The organism is Sporolactobacillus pectinivorans, from assembly GCF_002802965.1.
Taxonomy (GTDB): domain Bacteria; phylum Bacillota; class Bacilli; order Bacillales; family Sporolactobacillaceae; genus Sporolactobacillus; species Sporolactobacillus pectinivorans.
Genome location: NZ_NXGA01000001.1, coordinates 1,881,434 through 1,898,373, shown reverse-complemented (window position 1 = coordinate 1,898,373; position 16,940 = coordinate 1,881,434). Strand labels below are relative to the sequence as shown.

General features: G+C 46.2%; 16 protein-coding genes and 1 pseudogene. All 17 read right to left on the bottom strand.

What is annotated here, in order from left to right; genetic code table 11:
• Nucleotides 1-49: 49 nt before the first annotated feature.
• The 17 genes and pseudogenes from hslU to COP04_RS08975 all read right to left on the bottom strand — a co-directional run bounded on the left by hslU (nt 50) and on the right by COP04_RS08975 (nt 16,937).
• Nucleotides 50-1,450, bottom strand: coding sequence for an ATP-dependent protease ATPase subunit HslU (gene hslU, locus COP04_RS09055; RefSeq protein ID WP_100487673.1), 1,401 nt, complete (start codon nt 1,448-1,450; stop codon nt 50-52).
• A 36-nt stretch (nt 1,451-1,486) separates the two neighbouring features.
• Nucleotides 1,487-2,029, bottom strand: coding sequence for an ATP-dependent protease subunit HslV (gene hslV / locus COP04_RS09050; protein WP_100487672.1), 543 nt, complete (start codon nt 2,027-2,029; stop codon nt 1,487-1,489).
• Between the two features lie 225 nt (nt 2,030-2,254).
• Nucleotides 2,255-3,589 carry an FADH(2)-oxidizing methylenetetrahydrofolate--tRNA-(uracil(54)-C(5))-methyltransferase TrmFO gene (gene trmFO, locus COP04_RS09045; RefSeq protein WP_420852745.1) on the bottom strand — a complete coding sequence of 445 codons (1,335 nt, stop codon included), beginning with the start codon at nt 3,587-3,589 and terminating at the stop codon, nt 2,255-2,257.
• Between the two features lie 82 nt (nt 3,590-3,671).
• Nucleotides 3,672-5,759: a type I DNA topoisomerase gene (gene topA / locus COP04_RS09040; RefSeq protein ID WP_100487671.1), complete on the bottom strand. Its 2,088-nt coding sequence runs from the start codon at nt 5,757-5,759 to the stop codon at nt 3,672-3,674.
• Nucleotides 5,760-5,925: 166 nt separating this feature from the next.
• Nucleotides 5,926-6,801 carry a DNA-processing protein DprA gene (gene dprA, locus COP04_RS09035; protein WP_100487670.1) on the bottom strand — a complete coding sequence of 292 codons (876 nt, stop codon included), beginning with the start codon at nt 6,799-6,801 and terminating at the stop codon, nt 5,926-5,928.
• A 179-nt stretch (nt 6,802-6,980) separates the two neighbouring features.
• On the bottom strand, nt 6,981-7,889 hold the full coding sequence (sucD, locus tag COP04_RS09030; RefSeq protein WP_100487669.1) for a succinate--CoA ligase subunit alpha: 909 nt from the start codon (nt 7,887-7,889) through the stop codon (nt 6,981-6,983).
• Complete coding sequence (gene sucC / locus COP04_RS09025) at nt 7,886-9,070, bottom strand: ADP-forming succinate--CoA ligase subunit beta (protein WP_100487668.1); 1,185 nt, start codon at nt 9,068-9,070, stop codon at nt 7,886-7,888. The genes sucD and sucC overlap by 4 nt, the downstream gene beginning before the upstream one ends.
• Nucleotides 9,071-9,350: 280 nt before the next feature.
• Nucleotides 9,351-9,647: an EscU/YscU/HrcU family type III secretion system export apparatus switch protein gene (locus tag COP04_RS09020; protein ID WP_100487667.1), complete on the bottom strand. Its 297-nt coding sequence runs from the start codon at nt 9,645-9,647 to the stop codon at nt 9,351-9,353.
• On the bottom strand, nt 9,644-11,167 hold the full coding sequence (locus COP04_RS09015) for a hypothetical protein (RefSeq protein WP_100487666.1): 1,524 nt from the start codon (nt 11,165-11,167) through the stop codon (nt 9,644-9,646). The genes COP04_RS09020 and COP04_RS09015 overlap by 4 nt, the downstream gene beginning before the upstream one ends.
• 23 nt (nt 11,168-11,190) lie before the next feature.
• Nucleotides 11,191-11,952, bottom strand: a complete 762-nt coding sequence (locus COP04_RS09010) for a ribonuclease HII (protein ID WP_100487665.1) — start codon at nt 11,950-11,952, stop codon at nt 11,191-11,193.
• Between the two features lie 63 nt (nt 11,953-12,015).
• On the bottom strand, nt 12,016-12,900 hold the full coding sequence (ylqF, locus tag COP04_RS09005; protein WP_100487664.1) for a ribosome biogenesis GTPase YlqF: 885 nt from the start codon (nt 12,898-12,900) through the stop codon (nt 12,016-12,018).
• Nucleotides 12,901-13,012: 112 nt separating this feature from the next.
• Complete coding sequence (gene rplS, locus COP04_RS09000; RefSeq protein ID WP_100487663.1) at nt 13,013-13,354, bottom strand: 50S ribosomal protein L19; 342 nt, start codon at nt 13,352-13,354, stop codon at nt 13,013-13,015.
• Nucleotides 13,355-13,476: 122 nt separating this feature from the next.
• Nucleotides 13,477-14,235: a tRNA (guanosine(37)-N1)-methyltransferase TrmD gene (gene trmD / locus COP04_RS08995; RefSeq protein ID WP_100487662.1), complete on the bottom strand. Its 759-nt coding sequence runs from the start codon at nt 14,233-14,235 to the stop codon at nt 13,477-13,479.
• Nucleotides 14,225-14,749, bottom strand: a complete 525-nt coding sequence (gene rimM, locus COP04_RS08990; protein WP_100487661.1) for a ribosome maturation factor RimM — start codon at nt 14,747-14,749, stop codon at nt 14,225-14,227. The genes trmD and rimM overlap by 11 nt, the downstream gene beginning before the upstream one ends.
• A 216-nt stretch (nt 14,750-14,965) precedes the next feature.
• Nucleotides 14,966-15,196, bottom strand: coding sequence for a KH domain-containing protein (locus COP04_RS08985; RefSeq protein WP_100487660.1), 231 nt, complete (start codon nt 15,194-15,196; stop codon nt 14,966-14,968).
• A gap of 21 nt (nt 15,197-15,217) precedes the next feature.
• Nucleotides 15,218-15,490, bottom strand: a complete 273-nt coding sequence (rpsP, locus tag COP04_RS08980) for a 30S ribosomal protein S16 (RefSeq protein ID WP_100487659.1) — start codon at nt 15,488-15,490, stop codon at nt 15,218-15,220.
• 57 nt (nt 15,491-15,547) lie between these two features.
• Nucleotides 15,548-16,937 (bottom strand): annotated as a pseudogene (locus COP04_RS08975) (signal recognition particle protein).
• Nucleotides 16,938-16,940: the final 3 nt, after the last annotated feature.

Sequence of the window (16,940 nt, the reverse complement as noted above, 5' to 3'; positions counted from 1 at the left end):
GAGGGCTCAAAAAGTTACCAAATCTCTTCGTCACCTTTCCGAACAGATCTTATAATATAAATCGGCTGAGGTCACGATTTTTTACAATGGACGCCAATCTTTCATCGACATATTCCGGTGTAATAAGAATTTGCTCAAGCGTGATGTCCGGTGCCTCAAAAGACAGATCTTCCAGAAGTTTTTCCATTATTGTATGTAATCTTCTGGCACCTATATTATCTGTCTCCTGATTGACCTCAAATGCAATGGATGCTAGCTTTCGGATCGCTTCATCTGAAAATTTTACTTTTATACCTTCCGTAGCCAGCAGCGCCTTGTATTGGCTGATCAGCGCGTTATCCGGTTTAACGAGGATACTGACAAAATCATCAATAGAAAGACTTTTTAACTCAACCCTGATCGGAAAGCGGCCCTGAAGTTCCGGAATAAGATCGGACGGTTTTGAAAGGTGAAAAGCTCCGGCCGCAATAAACAGAACATAGTCGGTTTTTACTGGACCATATTTGGTCATTACCGTAGATCCCTCGACGATTGGAAGGATATCCCTTTGGACACCTTCTCTGGAAACTTCACCGCTATTTTGCCCTGAGCCGGTTATCTTATCGATTTCATCGATAAAAATAATGCCCGACTGTTCTGCACGATTAATTGCGTCCTGTATAACCTGGTCCATATCAATCAGGTTTTGAGCTTCTTCTCTGGTCAGATATTTGCGTGCCTCCCGAATCTTCAGCTTACGCTTTTTCTTTCTTCTTGGTGCCATATTGCCGATCAGATTCTGCAGATTTGCACCGAGCTGTTCCATTCCGGCGTCCTGAAAAAGGCCGGTAAGCTGGTCATTGCCCTGTTCAGCAACTTCGACTGTGACAAGCTGGTCTTCAAGTTCACCCAAAGCCAGCAATTTTTCAGCCTGCAGCCTTTTTTCACGAACCGAAGCATCTGTTTCACCCTCATTTTTATCGCTTTGCTGCGTCGCCGACTGACCACCGAAAAGCATCTCAAGCGGATTCTTCGGCTTCTCATTCGTGTTTTTTGAGGGCACAAGCAGTTCAACAATCCGTTGATTTGCTAACTTTTCTGCTCGGTCTTCAACCTGTTTCATACCTTCTTCTTTAACCAGGCGAACGGAAGTTTCAACAAGGTCCCGAACCATGGATTCAACATCTCGGCCGACATAGCCAACTTCAGTAAACTTTGTTGCTTCAAGCTTAACAAAGGGGGCATGAACAATCTTTGCCAGACGCCTTGCAATTTCCGTCTTCCCCACGCCTGTCGGTCCGATCATCAGAATGTTTTTCGGAATAATTTCTTCACGTAAGCCCTCATCCAGCAATGAGCGCCGGTATCTATTACGGAGAGCAACGGCCACTGACCTTTTGGCTTCCTTTTGACCAATAATATACCGATCCAGCTGCTCAACAATCTGTTTTGGCGTTAGTGACATTTCCATGGACATTCCCTCCTGATCTGCGATAGTGACCGGCCATTACAATTCTTCGACAATAATCCGGTCATTCGTGTAGACACATATTTCACTCGCAATAGTCAGTGATTTCTCCGCGATGTCCCGAGCAGACAGATCCGTTGCCCCCCATCTCTTGAGAGCTCTGCCTGCCGAGAGAGCATAATTTCCCCCTGAGCCGATTGCCAGCATCCCGTCATCAGGCTCAATCACCTCACCGGTCCCGGAAATCAACAGAACGCTGTCTTTATCCATAACAATTAACATCGCCTCGAGCTGCCGCAGCATTTTGTCTCCACGCCACTCTTTAGCTAATTCGACAGCTGATCGCTGAAGATTACCGTTGAATTCTTCCAGCCGCGCTTCAAACTTCTCAAATAGTGTAAAAGCATCGGCAACCGAACCGGCAAACCCGGAAATAACTTTTCCATGAAAAAGCCTGCGAACTTTTCGGGCTGATTTTTTCATGATCACCGACTGACCAAGCGTTACCTGACCATCTCCTGCCATCGCGCTATGGCCATTATGACGGATAGCAAAGATCGTTGTCGCATGAAAAGCACCCATAAAAAGCCTCCTTCCCACCAGTGTGAAAGCAAGCAAATACCCGTTCCCGCACCGGCAGTCAATCTTGTGTCAGCATCAGGATCGGACTGATTTATTAGTCACTGTTCTCACCTATTTACAATAATTAAGAATCAGCAAATCATTCAGTAATTTTGAAAGTTAGATCTGAACGAGCGGCTTCTTGCTAATACATGGTAGCACATGTCGCAATAATTGGCAATCAATTTACAGTTTTATAGCAACATTCTGAATTGTATTCAGGGCACGGTCTGCATATTTTGCAGCACGTTCTTTTTTATCTCGCACATGCGCCTCAATTGGCGGAAGCAAACCGAAATTGGCATTCATTGGCTGAAAATTATGCGAAGCCGCATGGGAAATGTAATGCGCCATGCTTCCTATTATGGTCTCTTCAGGAAAAATCAGCGACTCCTGTCCTTCAGCAAGACGGGCGGCATTAATTCCGGCAATCAGACCGGACGCCGCAGATTCGACGTATCCTTCAACACCCGTCATTTGTCCGGCAAAAAACAGAGTCTTCCTCGCTCTAGTCTGATAAGTTGGATCAAGGAGTCTGGGTGAATTCAGAAACGTATTGCGATGCATGACACCGTAGCGGACAATATCTGCATGCTCAAGACCGGGTATTAATCTAAAAACTTCTTTCTGCGCGCCCCATTTCAAATGTGTCTGAAACCCGACAATATTAAAAAGTGTCCCCGCTGCGTTATCCTGACGGAGTTGCACAACAGCATAAGGTCTCTTTCCTGTATTCGGATCTTCAAGACCTACTGGTTTAAGGGGGCCGAAAAGCAGAGTCTTTGCACCCTGCCTCGCCATAATTTCGACCGGCATGCATCCATTGAAATAATTTTCTTTTTCAAACGCTTTCATCGGAGCTGTCTCTGCAGTAACCAATGCATGATAAAAACGATTGAATTCATTTTCATCCATCGGACAGTTCAGATAGGCCGCATCGCCTTTGTCATATCGTGACTTAAGATATACCCGTTCCCGGTTAATTGTTTCGCCGTCAATAATCGGCGCCGCAGCATCGTAAAAATATAAATCCTTTTCGCCTGTATATGCTGTCAGCTCTGCTGAAAGCTTCTCCGATGTCAGCGGGCCTGTTGCAATAATTGTCGGGCCGTCAGGAATGTGAGTCACTTCTTCGTGAAATACGGTTACGTTTGGAAGGCTCGTAATACATTCTGTCACTCTCGCTGAAAAATCATGACGGTCAACAGCAAGCGCCCCTCCGGCTGGCACACTTGCAGAATCCGCTGCGTTCATAATCACTGAATCCAGCCGACGCATTTCTTCTTTTAAGATACCAACCGCATTTGTCAAAGTATTTGACCGTAATGAGTTTGTGCAGACAAGCTCTGCAAATTGATCCGTGTGATGCGCCGGAGTATATTTACCAGGCCTCATTTCATAAAGATTGACCTTCACGCCGCGCCTGGCAATCTGCCAGGCGGCTTCGCTGCCTGCCAGTCCTGCTCCGATCACTGAAACAATCTGTTCTGTCACGCCATTATCCCCCGATTCCTGATTCAAGACCGTGTTAACTCCTCAGAGTGAGAAACCGTGCATGCATGCGCATGCACGGCCACGTCCTGCTTCGTTCTATCGTCTTATATTACTTCATTTCTTCCTTATAGTCGCATTTCGAACACTGCACGGTCGTTCCGTTTTTATTTTTCTTCTCGACCAAATAGGACCCGCATTTCGGACATGTTCTCTGAATCGGCTTATCCCAAGAGACAAAATCACATTCCGGATAGCGGTCACATCCATAGAAAACGCGGCTTTTTTTGCTGCGGCGCTCAACAACCTCACCCTTCCCGCATTTAGGACACGTTACACCGGTTTTTTTCAAAATGGGTTTCGTGTTCCGGCAGGCGGGGAAATTAGAGCAGGCCAGGAATTTGCCGAAGCGGCCGATTTTATAAACCATTTCGTGGCCACATTTTTCACAAATAATTCCGGATGGTTCATCCTTGATGGTGACTGATTCCATTTCTTTTTCTGCCTTAGATAGCCGTTCGGAAAATCCCTTATAAAAACTGTCGATAATCCCAATCCAGTCCTTTTTCCCTTCTTCAACTTCGTCCAGGCTTGTTTCCATTTGTGCCGTAAAGTCAATGTTGATGATTTCAGGAAAGAACTCTACAATCAATTTCAGGACAATTTCGCCAAGTTCCGTTGGGACAAAGCGTTTGGCGTCCATGGTAACATAGTTTCTGCGCTGGATCGTATCAATTGTCGGGGCGTAGGTTGACGGCCTCCCAATCCCGATTTCTTCCATTTTTCGCACAAGTGAAGCTTCCGTATAGCGCGGAGGCGGCTGTGTAAAGTGCTGCTTAGGTACTGTATTTTCTTTGATCGCCATCATGCCGTCAGAAAGTTCGGGAAGGAGGTTGTCCTTTCCAGCTTCTGAATCGGCACTCTTTGCATCATCGCTGCCTTCAATGTAGACCTTCATGAAGCCTTGAAATTTGACCTTTGATCCCGTTGCTCTGAAAATTACACCATCCTGAACCAGATCCGCGCGCACAGTATCCAGAACAGCCGGAGCCATCTGGCTTGCAACAAACCGCTCCCAGATCAGCTTATAAAGTCTGAGCTGATCCCTGCTCAAAAACTGTTTCATTTCCTTAGGTTCTCTCAGGATCGAAGTCGGACGTATACCTTCATGCGCATCTTGAACATTTTCCCCTTTTTTCTGTTTAAGCGGCTTTTTCCCAAGGTAGCTGTCCCCATATTGATCAAGTATATATTGTTTTGCTTCGGACTTAGCTACATCGGAAATGCGTGTGGAATCCGTTCGCATGTATGTGATCAACCCTGTATTACCCTGTTTTCCAATTTCAATGCCTTCATAGAGCTGCTGGGCAATCATCATCGTTTTTCTGGCACGAAAATTGAGCTTTCGCGCTGCTTCCTGCTGTAATGACGAAGTAATAAACGGAGCAACAGGAAATCTCAGGCGTTCCTTTTTCTGGACATTCTGTACCAGAAAACGGTCATCATGCAATCTTGAAAGAACTTGTTCTACGTCATCCCGATTTTTTAAAGCGTGTTTTTTTCCGTCCAGTCCATAAAAGTCTGCTGAAAAAACTTCTTCACCAACATGGAACAGCCCACTGATCGACCAATACTCTTCTGGCTTAAAAGCTTTAACTTCATTTTCCCGCTCAATGATCAGCCGCAGAGCAACCGACTGAACACGGCCGGCACTCAGACCCTTTTTTACTTTTTTCCAGAGCAGGGGACTGATATTATATCCGACCAGCCGGTCGAGGACGCGTCTTGCCTGCTGTGCATCGACCAAATCCATATTGATTTTTCTCGGTTTCTTAAATGCATCCCTAATGGCCGGTTTAGTAATTTCGTTAAAAACGACGCGGCAATCAGAATGGTCATCGATCTCCAAGCTGTGCGCCAGATGCCAGGCAATCGCTTCGCCTTCGCGATCCGGGTCGGCAGCAAGATAGACTTTCTTCGCCTTTTTTGCAGCGTTTTTTAAGTCTTTCAGCACCTGTCCCTTTCCTCGAATCGTTATATATCTTGGTTTGTAATGATCATCGATATCTATGCCCATCTGGCTTTTCGGCAGATCTCGCACGTGTCCCATTGAAGCCTTGACCTGATACTTCGGCCCGAGATAACGCTTAATTGTTTTTGCTTTAGCGGGAGATTCCACGATGACAAGGAAATCATTCATAATGTTGCTCCCCCTTTCTGAGGATATTCAAATCTTCACTAATATTAATGATTGATTAAAACTTTGTCAAACCATTGATCATTGGCATTAACAAATAATTTTAATTTCACACCAAATTTACGAAGGCGTTTTTTCTTTTTGGACCACCCATGACAGAGCAAAGTTTTCAATAAACGCCTGATAGTTCTTCCATAATATCTTCGGCCTTCATGACTAATTTTGCCCCCTGTTGGATCAAACCGTTCGTCCCTGCACTGCTGGCCTGAAGTATAGAACCTGGAACCGCAAAAACTTCGCGTCCCTGCTCCAGTGCCTGATCGGCCGTAATTAATGAGCCGCTTTTTTCTCTTGCCTCGACCACTAGAGTACCGCGGGCAAGGCCGCTGATGATTCGGTTACGTTCGGGGAAACGCCAGCGTTCCGGCCTGGAGCAGGGTGAATATTCACTGAGGACAAGTTGGTGGTTACACAGATCCCTGAAAAGGCCGAGGTGGCTGCGGGGATAAGGATAAAACAGGCCGGATCCAAGCACGGCAATAGTTCTTCCCTGAATGGCCAGCCTATGAGCCATGCCATCGACGCCAAGAGCCATGCCACTGACAATAACCCAGCCTGATTCAATCAGAGGGAGCAGCAAATGTTTCATCACTTTTTCAGCTTCTGCACTGGGATGCCTTGTTCCAACGACACTGAGTGCTTTCGCATCCTGCAGCCACTTGATGTTACCTCTAGCGTAAAGAAGGTAGGGCGGATCATATATTTTCTTAAGCAACGGTGGATATGATGTTTCATGAATCGCAATTGGTACAATTTTTCTCTTCTCGTAGTATTCGGCGGCGTTCCGGGGATTAAAAGAATGGAAATCACTCAGGAAAGATTCAGCGTGCGGTTTAGTCAAGCGAAAATGATTTGTGAGATCCTTAACGGTGTATCCCTCCACCGACTGAAGCTGCGGATCAATGCGAATAAATTCCCTGATGGTTTTCCTGCCAAGCCCCCGGCAATGGGTTAAATGGAGCAATTTCATTGTCATTTTGTCCATATGAAATATACCTTCTTAGGATTAACATTTGATTAACAATTAAATGTAGACAAAAAATAATTTTTCTGGAGAATTTTGTTGAAGAATGTAACTTTTTGGAAATGGCAAGAGGATTTTTTAATCATTCGATCGTCAAAAAACAACAGGAAAGCACTGAAATGCGTGCTTCCCTGCACCATTCACCGAACGGGTATCAGGCAATCGTTGTAAATACCATGTTTTCTCAGCGTCTGAACCATTGTCAGGCCGATTTGAGCAGGCGTCTCTGCAACAGCGATGCCGTGCGCACGAAGTACACGGATCTTTTCATCCGCAGTGCCTTTGCCGCCGGAAATAATTGCACCGGCATGCCCCATCCTCTTTCCGGGCGGTGCCGTCCGGCCGCCAATAAAACCGACGATTGGTTTATTCATGTGGCTTTCCGCCCAGTTTGCCGCGTCTTCTTCGCCGTTCCCACCGATTTCACCAATCATGACCACGGCATACGTTTCGGGATCTTCATTAAATTGTTCGAGCACGTCGATAAAACTTGTGCCGTTTACCGGGTCACCCCCGATTCCAACAGCTGTGGTTTGACCAATATTCAACTGTGACAGCTGGTGAACAGCTTCGTAGGTCAGGGTACCGGATCGTGAAACAACGCCAATATGTCCTTTTCGATGAATATATCCAGGCATAATGCCGATCTTTGATTCGTCTGCGGAAAGCACACCGGGGCAGTTAGGACCGATTAGTCTGGTCTTTCTTCCCTGAAGATATCGTTTGACTTTGATCATGTCAAGAACCGGAATGCCTTCAGTAATCGCGATCACAAGGCGCAGGCCTGCGTCCGCGGCTTCCATAATCGCGTCCGCAGCGAACGCAGGCGGGACATAGATGACTGAACAGTCCGCACCTGTTTTCTCAACCGCTTCACGTACAGTATGAAACACGGGAACGCCGCTGACTGTCGTTCCCCCTTTTCCAGGCGTTACGCCGCCAACTATTTTTGTTCCATAGTCCTGCATTTGCTGTGTGTGAAAAAATCCCTGGGAACCTGTTATTCCCTGCACAATGACTTTCGTATCTTTATTAACCAGAATACTCATTTCGCAACACCTCCGGCCGCCTGATTTACAAGCAGGACAATTTTTTCCGCTGCGTCAGCCATTGTCGCTGCCGACTTTATATCTAAACCGGAGCGGCGCAGAATTTCCTTCCCGCGCGCAACATTCGTCCCCTCCAGCCGTACAACCAGCGGCACATTCAGTCCAACGCTTTCCGTAGCTGCCACAATTCCTTCAGCAATCACATCACATTTCATGATTCCTCCGAAAATATTGACGAGAATCCCGCGAACATTCGAATCGGAAAGAATCAAGCGAAAAGCTGCTTCAACTTTTTCTTTGCTTGCACCGCCTCCGACATCGAGAAAATTAGCCGGATTGCCATGAAAACTTTTAACGATATCCATTGTGGCCATAGCCAGCCCTGCCCCATTAACCATGCATCCAATATTGCCATCAAGCGCAATATAATTCAGCCCGTACTCCGACGCTTCAATCTCTTTTTTATCTTCTTCATCGATGTCTCTCAGATCCAAGATTTCCTTATGACGGTAAAGGCCATTATCGTCAAAATTCAGTTTTGCATCCAAAGCGAGTATTTTCCCTGTCCTTGTCAGCACCAGTGGATTAATTTCTGCAATAGAGCAATCCTTTTCAACAAATACCCGATATAAACTCAGCATAAACTTCACTGCCTGATTGATCTGCTCATCAGGAATGCCGATATCATAGGCAATTCTCCGCGCCTGAAAGGATGCCAGGCCGATTAATGGATCAACTTGCTCTCTGACTATTTTTTCCGGAGATTTTGAAGCGACTTCTTCAATGTCCACTCCGCCTTCTGACGACGCTATAACAGTTATCCTGGATGAGTTTCTATCAAGGATGAGACCGAGATAATACTCTTTCTCGATGTCACTTCCTTCCTCGATCAACAGACGTTTGATTTCTTGTCCTTCCGGTCCTGTCTGGTGCGTGACCAGTACTTTGCCAAGCAGCTCTTTTGCATATGCAGCGACCTGATCCGGGGTCCGGGCGACTTTGACACCACCGGCTTTTCCCCGTCCTCCGGCATGGATCTGTGCTTTAACAACCCAAGTGTCCGACTGAATCGATTTTGCCGCTTCAGCTGCTTGCTCAGGCGTAAAAGCCACATAACCAAGGGGAACAGCTACTCCATATTTTCTTAAAATCTGTTTCCCCTGATACTCATGAATATTCATTTTTATCCCCTCTTCCGGAAGATTAAGATGGCACGAATGTAAGCCCTTTCTTAAATCAAGTATAGTGAACTGCAGGTTCATTTGTCCACTGATTTGTCACAAATAAGACGCATTTAATTCACATTTTTCCAGAAAAATTGATTGAAATAACTATGCCTTTCAGTATATGAGTTTGGAAAAAAGTAATGATCGATGGAATTTAAATATTGGAATAAAAATGAGGACATGAGAGAAGAAAGGATAATGGTTTTGACTTCAAATAAATTTTTGTGCGAACCACTCAGTCAGTTGAGTTGTTATGGCCCAACTGCTCGTCAACTCGATAAATAAATGTGAAAATTTCAGCTATTGCACCATATAATTCGGGGGGAATCATTTCATTGAGATCAAGTCTGGAAAGCATTGAGACCAATCCTGGATCTTCCTGAACCGGAATATTGAATGCTTTCGCTTTTTCAATGATCTTTTCAGCGATCGCTCCTTCACCTTTTGCAGAAACATAAGGTGCCTGATCCTGACCTTTGATATAGCTCAGCGCCACAGCTTTTTTATGTTTTTCCGATTGATGGTTGCTCATATTCTCACATCCAGGCTGTAATTTGAAACATTCAACGGCTGCTGCGCTTTTTTCACAAGCTGCGGATCAAGCCTTTCAGATTGGGAGACCGAGGCCAGACGATAATTCAGCGCCGCCAGCTGATCCCTGAGCACCGGTTCACCTTTTTTCAACAGGGGTACTAAACGGGCAGAATCATTTTGTATCGTTAGAGCAACCGAACGATTCTGGACACGAATACTGACTAATGTTTCCTTTAAATTTGTCAAATCCAGATAAAGCAATATCGTACATGAATCTGGATCAAGCTTTCCCCTTTTTGTTCTTTTTCCTTCCCAGTAAACCGATACGTTCTTGATCTCCTGTTGGAAGGGGATCGGAATCTGGAGTGAAAATTGGGCGACTACGGGATCAGAGGAAGCCATCTGAATCTGTTCACCCGTAATCTTTCCAACAGCCACCTGCGCTATTTTCTTGATTGCTGCAGAAGCATTGGGATCCTCAACAACTGCCAGCAGCTTTTCCTTAAGGGAATCTGTCGGCTTAAGCGTCTCGCCGGAAGCAAGCTGATTTCTCAGATTCTGTTCATCATTAAGTCCTATATCCATCAATGTGTTCAGTATCAGACCGAGATCACTTTTACCTGAAAGAATCATCCCATAGGGCTGATCTGTAGATTGCGAGACAAGGAATGTCTGAAATTGGCTTAGAAATACTTCCGGTTTGGTCCCAATGTGAAGTTTACTCAGCAAGGTAGCGGCATCGGGTTCACCCATTGTTCCATTGACAAACTTTATCAATTCTCCAGGATCCGGCTTGATTTCCGGTGCTTGCTCCTGCAGAAAACTCTTGAGCAGTTCCACCGATTTTTCGCTTCCTATAAGCCTTGCAGCCATAGCAAGGGGCGGTTCACCCTTTATATCTTTCAAACCGCTGATTGCCTCTTTCAATGCCATAGTCGCTGGAGTAGAAGAATGACTTTGCCCTAAGAGCCGATTCAGCGTGTTAAGCTGAGAGGCAAGCGGTTCAGCTTTCATTAGATGCTCAGCTATATGAAACAAAGCGGGTGTAATCGGCAGTCTGCGATTAATCATCCACTTCACTGCCTGAATGCCGGAAGACTGATCTGTCTGACCGCCGCTAATCAGTGTACGGGCCGCAATCACTGCCGAACGTGTCAAGGGTTCCCCCTGATCCAGAAATGCCTGAACCAGCTGCCGGTTAACCGGTTCATCCTTCAGCTGAAAGGCGGACAGCGCATCATCAACCATCGATAACGTGGACTTCCCCTGTTCAGAGCGTTGGCCGACTACTTTGACCATAAGCGGATTGCTGCTTTGCTCTACTTGGAACAGGTAGTCCTGATCAATTTTCAATGGTGGCTGAAGGGCTGCTACTTTGGCAACTACTTTCTTCGCACCAAGCTGGACAAGTGCTGTCCGGTCAGGAAGAATTTCTAGCACCCTTCCGCGAAGTATCTGTTCCGGAGCATAAGTGCCAATCAACTGGCTTTGATTGATTGCATAGGGTTGGAAATTCAAGATATCACCTTCTGATTGGCAGCTCAGGATTTAAGAGGGGCAAAAGTCATGCGGTGTTCCGGGCACGGGCCAAGCCTCCTGATCGCAAGCAAGTGCGTCCGCGTACCGTAACCTTTATTATCAGCAAATCCATAACCGGGGTATATCTGATCCAGCTTATTCATTAATCTGTCACGGGTCACCTTGGCCAGAATGGATGCAGCAGCAATCGAATTACTCCGGGCATCACCTTTGATCAGCGAAGTCTGGGTGATTTGAATCGGCAATTTCATCGCGTCGATCAACAAATGATCCGGTTTTACAGCCATTTGTGCAACAGCCAGCATCATCGCTTTCTTTGCTGCCTCGTAAATATTAATCGCATCAATTTCTGCAGCTGAGACAACACCGATTCCAAAGGCCACGGCTGATTCATTAATCCGGTCAAAATAATAATCGCGTTTTACTGCACTCAGCTGTTTCGAATCATTGATCCCCGGAATGACAGAATCCGGCTCAAGAATGACACTTGCCGCTACAACCGGTCCGGCAAGCGGTCCGCGGCCTGCTTCATCAATACCCGCCAGCTGTCTGGCTCCTTTAAGGTGCCATTCATCTTCAAAACGATTCATCTCGCGGAACTTTCGGATCATCCCCTGATACCTGGCCTGTTTTTTATCCCAGCTTTCAAGCAAGTGCCGGACACCAATCCGTGAATCCTGATCGAGATTATTTCTTTCCCCATCCGATAATGAATGGGCCTGTTCCAGTTTCTCTCTGATTTGCGCAATGGACAGTTCGTGCATTTTCCCCTCTCCTATTCTATATCGGACAAATGACGCGAATATTTATTTTTTCACGGTAGCTCATTAAACCTGAGGCCTTGGAGGCAGCTCCAGCGTCAGATTTCCCAATTTCTGGTGACGGTAATCGCGGACAATGATCTCCGCTGTCCGGTCATAATCAACCAAGCCGCCTCTCATCAGACAGCCGCGATTTCTGCCGATTTCATCGAAAAGCCCGGCTATTTTAGTCTGATCCTGATCATCTTGCAGAAGTTCAGGTAAAGTTGATAAGCTATATCGTTCCGCCAATTGATCACGGTACCGTTTAAGCATTATTTTAACAAGGAAAAAAGCCATTTCCTGAAAATCAAGCAATTCTTCTTTTATCGCTCCGGTCGCAGCAAGCATTAGACCGACTTCAGAGCTGTCGAATTTTGGCCACAGGATACCTGGAGTATCCAGCAGTTCCATTGTCTTTCCAACCTTGATCCACTGCTGGGCTGTAGTGACACCTGGACGGTCACCTATTTTTGCAATTTTTTTACCGGCCAGCCTGTTTATCAGCGTTGATTTCCCGACATTGGGTATGCCAAGTATCAATGCGCGGTCGGCATGAGGCCGAAATCCCCGTTCTTCCATTTTCTTTCTTCGCTGTTCTGTCAGCCGATGCACGCTTCCTGCCAATGATGCAGTTCCCTCGCCGGTTTGACTGTTTATCAGATGGACGGTAAGGCCCTGTTCTTCATGGTAGGCTTTCCAGGCTGCAGTCGCTGCATGATCCGCCATATCAACTTTGTTTAAAATGAGCAGCCTCGGTTTTCCCGATGCGATTTCCTCCACAAGCGGGTTCCGCGAGGCTGAAGGTATTCGGCTGTCTGCCAGTTCAATAGTGACATCAATCTGTTTCATTCTCTCGATCATCTGTCGTTTCGCCTTTGCCATATGGCCCGGGTACCACTGAATGTCCAAGATCATCCCTCCTCAAACAAATTTTTCCTTCTATTATTTGCTTATTATAAAAAAAGAGCTTGGATCGTCCAAGCCCCTCTCTTCACTATTTTTTTCACTTAAAAAGGACTGATTATCTGCTCTTAATACGCGCCTTTTTCCCGCGGAGATTACGCAGGTAATAAAGTTTGGCACGGCGAACTTTACCGTAACGCACGACTTCGATTTTATCAATCTTTGGCGAGTTAACAGGGAAAGCACGTTCAACACCCACGCCATAAGAAATCTTGCGCACAGTGAATGTTGCGCTGATTCCACCGCCATGGCGCTTGATCACAACGCCTTCGAACACCTGAACACGTTCATGCGTCCCTTCAGTGATCTTCACGTGAACTTTCAGTGTATCACCGGGTCTAAAATCCGGAACATCCGAACGCAGCTGTTCGTTTGTGATTTCATCGATAATATTTGACATAACGATCATGGCCTCCTTCCATACAAATGCTCTTACAATCCTGATGAATGCAGCGGAACATCGTCATCAACTTTAAATTGCCACGAGTTACATAATACCACAAAAGAGCGCCTGTACGCAAGTTACATATTATGTTGATGAGGTATTTCTTTTGCCTGTTTAAATTCTTCAAGCCACTTTTTTTCTTCATCTGAGCAATGCCTGTCCTTCAGCAGATCCGGCCGCCGCTGAAAAGTCCGCCGCAATGATTCTTTATGGCGCCATTCAGCGATCCATTCATGATTGCCGGAGAGAAGGATTTCGGGCACCTTCATTCCGCGAAAATCTGCGGGACGGGTATAATGGGGATGTTCGAGCAAACCGTCCGAAAAGGAATCTGTTACAGCGGACGTGTCATTGCCAAGAACTCCCGGGAGAAGCCTGACAATGCTGTCAATCATTGCCATCGCCGCCAGCTCACCGCCAGTCATCACAAAGTCTCCAATGGAGTATTCATCCGTTACTAAGTGCCTGGGTATCCGCTCGTCAAAACCCTCGTAGTGCCCGCATATAAAAATTAGCCGTTTCTCTTTGGAAAGATTTTCAGCGTCTTTCTGTGTAAAAGGCTTTCCCTGGGGAGAGGTCAGAATAATACGCGGTGTGGCCCCGTCTCCGGCACAAACGGCATCAACCGCATCGAAAAGTGGCTGTGGCATCAGAACCATCCCCGCACCACCACCGAACGGATAATCATCCACTTTTTGATGCTTATTCGTCGTAAAATGGCGAAAATCCGTTACATGAAAGGAAACTGCTCTCTTTTCCGATGCCTTTCCAAGAATGGATCCATTCAGGACACCCGGAAACATTTCAGGAAATAAAGAAAGGATGTCAATTCTCATCATCAATCAACCCCGGAATCAGATGCACAGTCACCCGCTTGTTTTCAACGTCGACGTGCTTGACTACGTCCTTAATATAAGGGATCAAAATATCTTTTCCGGCCGAGCGGACAACCCATACATCATTGGCGCCCGGAGACAAAATCTCTACAATTTTCCCTAAATGCGCCCCATCATCGGCAAAGACATCCAAACCAATAATCTGAAAATAATAAAAGTCGCCTTTTTTGAGCTCCGACAACTGTTCTCTTGGTATAAAAAGGGAAGCACCCTTATATTTTTCAATATCATTAATGGATCGGTAATGCTCGAAAGTCAGGCAATCAAATTGTTTATGACGGCTATGATTGGTCACAGAAAGCGGCAGATAAGATGAGGTTTTCTCATCGTGAACATAGAGTACTGCACCCTTTGCAAAACGTTCTTCTGGAAAATCAGTCATGCTGATCACTTTAACTTCTCCCTTAATGCCTCGCGTATTGACAATTTTCCCGACATACTGCCACTCAGTCACGTGTGTTCCTCCTTTAAATAACTTTCTGAAAAACACATTCTTTCAATTATTATGCCATGTTTTTCTTCATCTTCTACACAATGCGCTCAGACCACTCTCTGTGTAATATAAAGAAAACGCCGGTTGAGGCCTGCCCCGCTTCCCACTAAACGCTTATATGCAGTGCAGTGTATAAAAAAGGGAAGGGTCATTTCCCCTTCCCTTTTTTCTCATGGCCTATTCTCGGACCAGAAAATGCACATTTTTTCCTTCCGCGCGCGCTGCAGCAGAAATTACGGTTCGGATGGCCGATACAACCTGCCCGTTTCTACCGATGACTTTGCCCATATCCTGCCTTGCGACAGTCAGGATATAGGTCACACGGCCGGCATCCTCAACTTTCTGAATCTGAATCTGTTCAGGCCTTTCAATGAGCGGGGTAACGAGGGTTTTGATCAATTCCTCCATTTCGAATCCGCTCCATGCTCCTTATTTTTGAAGCTTGTAATTATGAAATTTCTCCATAAGCCCTTTGTTTGAAAAGAGATTACGGACCGTATCTGACGGCTGAGCGCCCTTTTTCAGCCAATCAAGGGCTTTATCTTCGTCAACATTAAAAGCTTTTGGTGTAGAAACCGGATTATAGGTCCCGATTTCTTCGATGAAGCGGCCGTCACGCGGTGCACGTGAATCAGCAACAACTACTCTGTAAAAAGGACGTTTCTTTGCTCCCATACGTTTCAGACGAATTTTAACTGACATTCTTAACACCTTCCTGATTCTAATCTATTAATTTTTGTTTTTCCAAACGGTCCATGTTTACATGAACGGCATGTTAAAAGGATTACTGCGTTTCTTGCCTTTACCCATAAACTGTTTCATCATTTTCTTCATGTCCTTAAACTGCTTCAACAGCCGATTGACATCAGTGATAGATGTACCGCTGCCAAGTGCGATTCGCTTTCTGCGACTTGCATTGATAATATCCGGATCATTCTTTTCCTGAACGGTCATGGAACGAATCATGGCTTCAACCTGGTCGATTTTTTTTTCATCAACCTGCATATTCTTCATGCCTTTAAGCTTGCTAGCACCGGGCATCATGGAGAGCAGATCCTGAAGCGGCCCCATCTTTCTGATCTGACCGATTTGACTCAGAAAATCATCCAGAGTGAAGCTCACTGAGCGCAGCTTCTGTTCCATTTCCTTAGCCTGTTCCGCATCAACAGAAGCCTGAGCCTTTTCAATAAGTGACAGCACATCGCCCATGCCGAGAATTCGGGAAGCCATCCGGTCAGGATGAAAGGGCTCAAGTGCATCCATTTTTTCGCCCATGCCGACAAATTTGATCGGTTTCCCTGTGACCGAACGAATCGACAGCGCAGCACCGCCACGAGTATCGCCATCAAGCTTTGTCATGATCACACCAGTCAGATCCAGACGCTCATTAAATGTGCTCGCCACGTTTACCGCATCCTGACCGGTCATTGCATCAACGACAAGAAAAATTTCATCCGGGTGACTGACGGTTTTGATTTGTTCCANCGACAAGAAAAATTTCATCCGGGTGACTGACGGTTTTGATTTGTTCCAGTTCGTCCATCAACGCATCATCTACATGAAGCCTGCCGGCAGTATCAATCAAGACTAAGTCATTGTGCTTTGCATCTGCCTGCTCAAGCCCCTGCCTGACTATTTCAACAGGGCTGACCTGATCGCCAAGCGAAAAAACCGGTATGTCCAGCTGACTGCCAAGCGTCTGCAATTGCTTGATCGCTGCAGGGCGGTAAATATCGGCAGCAATCATCAGCGGCGTTTTATTGTGCGTTTTTCGGATATAATTGGCGAGCTTGGCTGCAGATGTCGTCTTTCCGGCACCCTGGAGGCCTACGAAAAGGATGACGGTCGGTGGTTTCAGGGCCAGGTTCAGTTTGGTCTGCTCTCCGCCCATCAGCTCGGTCAGTTCTTCCTGAACGACTTTGATGACTTGCTGGCCAGGAGTCAGGCTTTTCATCACTTCCTGCCCCACAGCACGTTCCTGAACCCGTTTGACAAACGATTTGACCACTTTGAAATTGACATCGGCTTCAAGAAGGGCAAGACGGACTTCACGCGCCATCTGCTTGACATCAGCTTCGGAAACTTTGCCTTTGCCGCGGATTTTTTTCATCGTCGCCTGCAGCCGGTCTGCAAGACTTTCAAATGCCATACT